At 67.2% G+C, this 4,895-nt stretch carries 6 protein-coding genes; 3 read left to right on the forward strand and 3 right to left on the reverse strand.

Annotated features, from left to right (window positions below):
• The 3 genes from G3N93_RS34375 to G3N93_RS34385 all read left to right on the forward strand — a co-directional run.
• On the forward strand, positions 1-648 hold a 648-nt coding region (locus G3N93_RS34375; protein ID WP_206134966.1), incomplete at its 5' end, for a GNAT family N-acetyltransferase.
• Between the two features lie 71 nt (positions 649-719).
• On the forward strand, positions 720-1,052 hold the full coding sequence (locus G3N93_RS34380) for a type II toxin-antitoxin system VapC family toxin (protein WP_241026822.1): 333 nt from the start codon (positions 720-722) through the stop codon (positions 1,050-1,052).
• A 361-nt stretch (positions 1,053-1,413) separates the two neighbouring features.
• On the forward strand, positions 1,414-2,577 hold the full coding sequence (locus tag G3N93_RS34385) for a M20 aminoacylase family protein (protein WP_174936941.1): 1,164 nt from the start codon (positions 1,414-1,416) through the stop codon (positions 2,575-2,577).
• A gap of 147 nt (positions 2,578-2,724) precedes the next feature.
• Here G3N93_RS34385 and G3N93_RS34390 read toward each other — a convergent pair whose 3' ends face one another.
• The 3 genes from G3N93_RS34390 to G3N93_RS34400 all read right to left on the reverse strand — a co-directional run.
• Positions 2,725-4,029 carry a cobyrinate a,c-diamide synthase gene (locus G3N93_RS34390; RefSeq protein WP_206134967.1) on the reverse strand — a complete coding sequence of 435 codons (1,305 nt, stop codon included), beginning with the start codon at positions 4,027-4,029 and terminating at the stop codon, positions 2,725-2,727.
• Between the two features lie 2 nt (positions 4,030-4,031).
• A complete protein-coding gene (cobO, locus tag G3N93_RS34395) occupies positions 4,032-4,634 on the reverse strand; it encodes a cob(I)yrinic acid a,c-diamide adenosyltransferase (protein ID WP_174936945.1) in 603 nt (200 codons plus the stop codon).
• A gap of 37 nt (positions 4,635-4,671) precedes the next feature.
• The coding region (locus G3N93_RS34400; protein ID WP_206134968.1) for a cobalamin biosynthesis protein at positions 4,672-4,895 on the reverse strand (224 nt) is incomplete at its 5' end.

Genomic DNA, 4,895 nt, shown 5'->3' on the forward strand with positions numbered 1-4,895 from the left:
TTCACATGGCGCAGCGGCATGCCGCTGCGCCATGTGATCACGAATGGCCACCGGCACCCGGTGCGGCCGCCGTCGCCGGCCGGCGAGATCTATGCACGCTACATGCCGCAGGTCGGGATGACGTTCAGCCTGCGCACCGTCGACGTCGACGCGCACGCGGACCTGTTCAGCGGCTGGATGAATCTCGATCGCGTCGCGCATTTCTGGGACCAGCGCGGCACGCGCGACGAGCATGCGGCGTACCTCGCCGAGCGGCTCGCCGATCCGCACATGCACCCGATGATCGGCTATTTCGACGACACGCCGTTCGGCTATTTCGAGTTCTACTGGGCGAAGGAGGACCGTCTCGCACCGTTCTACGACGCGCACGACTACGACCGCGGGCTGCACCTGCTGATCGGCGATTCGCGCTTCCAGAGCGCCGGCAAGCTGCATGCATGGTGGAGCGGGGTGCTGCACTACATGTTCGTCGACGAACCGCGCACGCAGCGGCTCGTGGGCGAACCGCGCGTCGATCATGTGCGGCACATCGCGTACATGCACCGGCTCGGGTTCTACACGCTGAAGGAATTCGACTTCCCGCACAAGCGCGCGGCGCTCACCGTCATCGAGCGCGACACATTCTTCGATACTTTCAAATTGCCGTGACGGCGCGGTTACGCGGTGCGGCGCGATGTGGCGCGCGGCATCGCGGCCCGCGAGCATTGGCCGTCCGGGATATGGACCACGCGGCCTGCGTCGTGAAGGTCGTCTCGGCGATTACCTATGCCGAAATGAGGTTCGGCGCGGTCGGCGGGAAGGCGTCGCCGAAGCATGCGGAACTCGTGACGGCCTTTGTTTCACGGCTGGACGGCGTGCTGTCGTGGGATACGGCGGCCGTCGATGCAACGGCCGCGATTCGTGCCGATCTTGCGACGCGGGGCACGCCGATCGGCGCGAACGACGCGTCGATCGGCGGCCATGCGATCGCGGCCGGCGCGGTGCTCGTCACCCATAACAGCCGCGAGTTCGGCCGCGTCGCCGGGTTGTCGCTCGAAGACTGGGCGGCCTGAGCGCGGCCGGGCCAGGATGCGCCCGTGTCGGAACGTGGTCACTTTTCAGCCGGCGTACGCAAAAAGCGTACACGGGTGAAAAGTGAACAAAACGGTCACAAATTATTGATTTAAATGAGATTTTGTCATTCCCTCATCGGCTGACCGTCGACGCTCCGAGGGCCGGAAACCGAAGATGGGCGCACGGTTCGGCTGACCGCGCGTGCCTGTGACAATCGTCCCGAAAATCGGATCAAGTTCGTCCTGGGTGCTGAACCGGCGGCAACTACGGGTTGCTACCACGACGACTTTCCGTCTGCCCGGTTGCCGTCGAACCCACTATCCTTGCCTGCATATTTCCCACAGGACAGGAGACGACACCGTGACGCACAGCGTGATTCCCGCAGGCCTCGCCGACGAAATGATCGAGATCCGGCATCGCATCCATGCCCACCCCGAGCTTGGCTTCGAGGAATTCGCGACGAGCGACCTCGTCGCGGAGCAACTGCAGTCGTGGGGCTACACGGTACATCGCGGGCTCGGCGGCACGGGCGTCGTCGCGCAGCTGAAGGTCGGCGACGGCACGCAGCGCCTCGGCCTGCGCGCCGACATGGACGCGCTGCCGATCCACGAGGCCACGGGCCTGCCGTACGAGAGCAAGATCGCCGGCAAGATGCACGCGTGCGGTCACGACGGCCACACCGCGATGCTGCTCGCGGCCGCAAAGCATCTGGCGCGTGAGCGCCGCTTCTCGGGCACGCTGAACCTGATTTTCCAGCCGGCCGAGGAAGGGCTCGGCGGCGCGAAGAAGATGCTCGACGAAGGGCTGTTCGAGCTGTTCCCGTGCGACGCGATCTTCGCGATGCACAACATGCCCGGCTTCCCGACGGGCAAGTTCGGCTTCCTGCCGGGGTCGTTCATGGCGTCGTCGGATACGGTGATCGTCGACGTGCAGGGCCATGGCGGCCACGGTGCGGTGCCGCACAAGACGGTCGATTCGGTGGTCGTCTGCGCGCAGATCGTCATCGCGCTGCAGACGATCGTGTCGCGCAACGTGTCGCCGCTCGACATGGCGATCGTCACGGTCGGCGCGATCCATGCGGGCGAGGCGCCGAACGTGATTCCCGATCGCGCGCAGATGCGCCTGTCGGTGCGCGCGCTGAAGCCGGAGGTGCGCGACCTGCTCGAGACGCGCATCAAGGAAGTCGTGCATGCGCAGGCGGCCGTGTTCGGCGCGACCGCGACGATCGACTACCAGCGCCGCTACCCGGTGCTCGTCAACGATGCGGAAATGACCGCATTCGCGCGCAACGTCGCACGCGAGTGGGTGGGCGACGCGAACCTGATCGACGGGATGGTGCCGCTCACCGGCAGCGAGGATTTCGCGTTCCTGCTCGAGAAGCGGCCGGGCTGCTACCTGATCATCGGCAATGGCGACGGGGAGGGTGGCTGCATGGTGCACAACCCGGGTTACGACTTCAACGATGCGGCGTTGCCGACCGGCGCGTCGTACTGGGTGAAGCTGGCGGAGTCGTTCCTGGTTTGACGGAAGGTCGCGGTATGGACCACGCCGCGTCTATGTCGAACTGCATCGGTCATCCGGAAACGGGGGATGGCCGCGACATGATTCGATGACGTTCCGGTGGGCCATATCGCTATCGCGTCGGATGACGCGATCCGCCACCGGTTCGATCTAGATCATGTCGCCGCTGAACAGCGCCACGACCGCTTCCGGATTCGACGGCCAGTACATGTGCATGTACGTCGCGACGATCGCATCGCGTCGATAGACGGCTTCGCCGCTGCCCGATGCGCCGTCGGGGCGCGCAGCGTTCGCGACCGGTTCGAGTGGCGTCGCGAGCCGCGAATAGTGGAACGTATGCCCACGCATCGTCCCGCTGCGCGTATCGAGCTGCTGCATGCCGAGCGCCGCGAACCGGCGCTGCATCGTCGCCCGCCCCGGCAACAGCCCAAGCATCGGCGTCGTCACGCCGTCCACATCGGTCAGCGATTCGCACAGATACACCATCCCCCCGCATTCCGCGACGATCGGCCGGCCGGCCGCTGCGTGCGCGTGAATCGACCGAGCAGCCGCGGCATTCGCCGCGAGCGTCGCCGCATGCAGTTCCGGATAGCCGCCCGGCAGGAATAGCGCGTCGCAATCGTCCGGCACCGGTTCGTCGGCGAGCGGCGAGAAGAATTGCACGTGCGCACCGAGCGTGTCGAGCAACGCAAGATTCGCCGGATAGATGAACGAAAAAGCCACATCGCGCGCCACCGCGATCCGCTTGCCGGCGAGCGCACGCGGCAGCGGCGCTGCTGCATCGGGTTCCGCGAACGCAACGGCCGGCGGCAACTCGGCAAGCGCCGTTTGCGCCAGCACGTCGGCCGCGCGATCGAGGCGCGCATCGAGATCGTCGATGTCGCTCGGCTGGTGCAGGCCGAGATGCCGCTCCGGCAACGCAATGCCCGCATCGGCCGGCACGTGCCCGAGCCACCGCAAATCGCCGGGCAGTGCCTGTTGCAGCAATTCCGCGTGCCGCTCCGACCCGACGCGATTCGCCAGCACGCCGTGAAACGGCAGCCCCGGCCGGAACCGCGCGAGCCCGAACGCGATCGCCGCGAACGTCTGCGCCATCGACTTCGCGGAAATTACCGCGACGACCGGCACGCCGAACGCGGCCGCGAGATCGGCACTGCTCGGCGTGCCGTCGAACAGCCCCATCACGCCTTCGATCAGGATCAGGTCCGCCTCGCGCGCGGCGTCGGCCAGCAGCGCACGGCAGCCGGCCTCGCCGACCATCCCGAGATCGAGCGCATGCACCGGTGCACCGCTCGCGCGTTCGAGCAGCATCGGATCGAGAAAATCGGGCCCGGTCTTGAACACGCGCACGCGCCGGCCAAGCCGGCGGTGCAGCCGCGCGAGGCCGGCCGTCACCGACGTCTTGCCCTGGCCCGACGCGGGCGCACTGACGAACAGCGCGGGGCAGGCGGGCATGCTCAGAACTCCACGCCGCGCTGCGCCTTCACGCCCTGTTCCTTGTACGGATGCTTGACGAGCCGCATTTCGGTGACGAGGTCGGCCGCATCGATCAGCGCATCGGGCGCATGCCGCCCGGTCACGACGACGTGCACCGAATCGGGACGTGCGGCCAGCGTCGCGAGCACTTCGTCGAGCGGCAGGTATTCGTACTTCAGCACCGTGTTCAGCTCGTCGAGGATCACCATCCGGTAGTCGCCGCTGTCGATCATCCGGCGTGCCTCGTCCCAGCCCTTGCGCGCGGTCGCGATGTCGGCGTCGCGGTTCTGCGTGTTCCACGTGTAGCCGTCGCCCATCGTCACGAAATCGCATTCGGCCACCGCACCGAGGAAGTCGCGCTCGGACGTGTGCAGCGCGCCCTTGATGAACTGCACGACACCGAGCCGCATGCCGTGGCCGAGCACGCGCACGGCCATGCCGAATGCGGCCGTGCTCTTGCCCTTACCGTTGCCGGTGTTGACGATCAGCAGGCCCTTTTCGTTGACGGCGGCGGCCTGCTTCTTCTCGTGGCCCGCACGGCGGCGTTCGGTCATCCGTTGATGGGATTCGGCGTCGGTTTTCATCGGATTCGTCCTGTCGAAAGAAAGCGAAACAAAGGGTTCAGAGCGGGCCGGCGAGTGCGACCGTCACGCCGTCCCGGATGGATTTGGGGCCGAGCAGGCGGCCGTGCGGCGCCGCGAGCTGCGCGCACGGCTCGGCCACGCCCGCGACGCCGAAGCGGGCGAGTGCGGCATCCGACGGGCCGCTCACGGCCAGTTCCGGGCGGCTCGCGAGTTGCGCCGCGTCGAACGCGACGAGCGGCCAGCCGCGTCGCGCGCACAGCG

It is taken from the genome of Burkholderia sp. Se-20378, from assembly GCF_017104665.1.
GTDB classification, from domain to species: Bacteria; Pseudomonadota; Gammaproteobacteria; order Burkholderiales; family Burkholderiaceae; genus Burkholderia; species Burkholderia lata.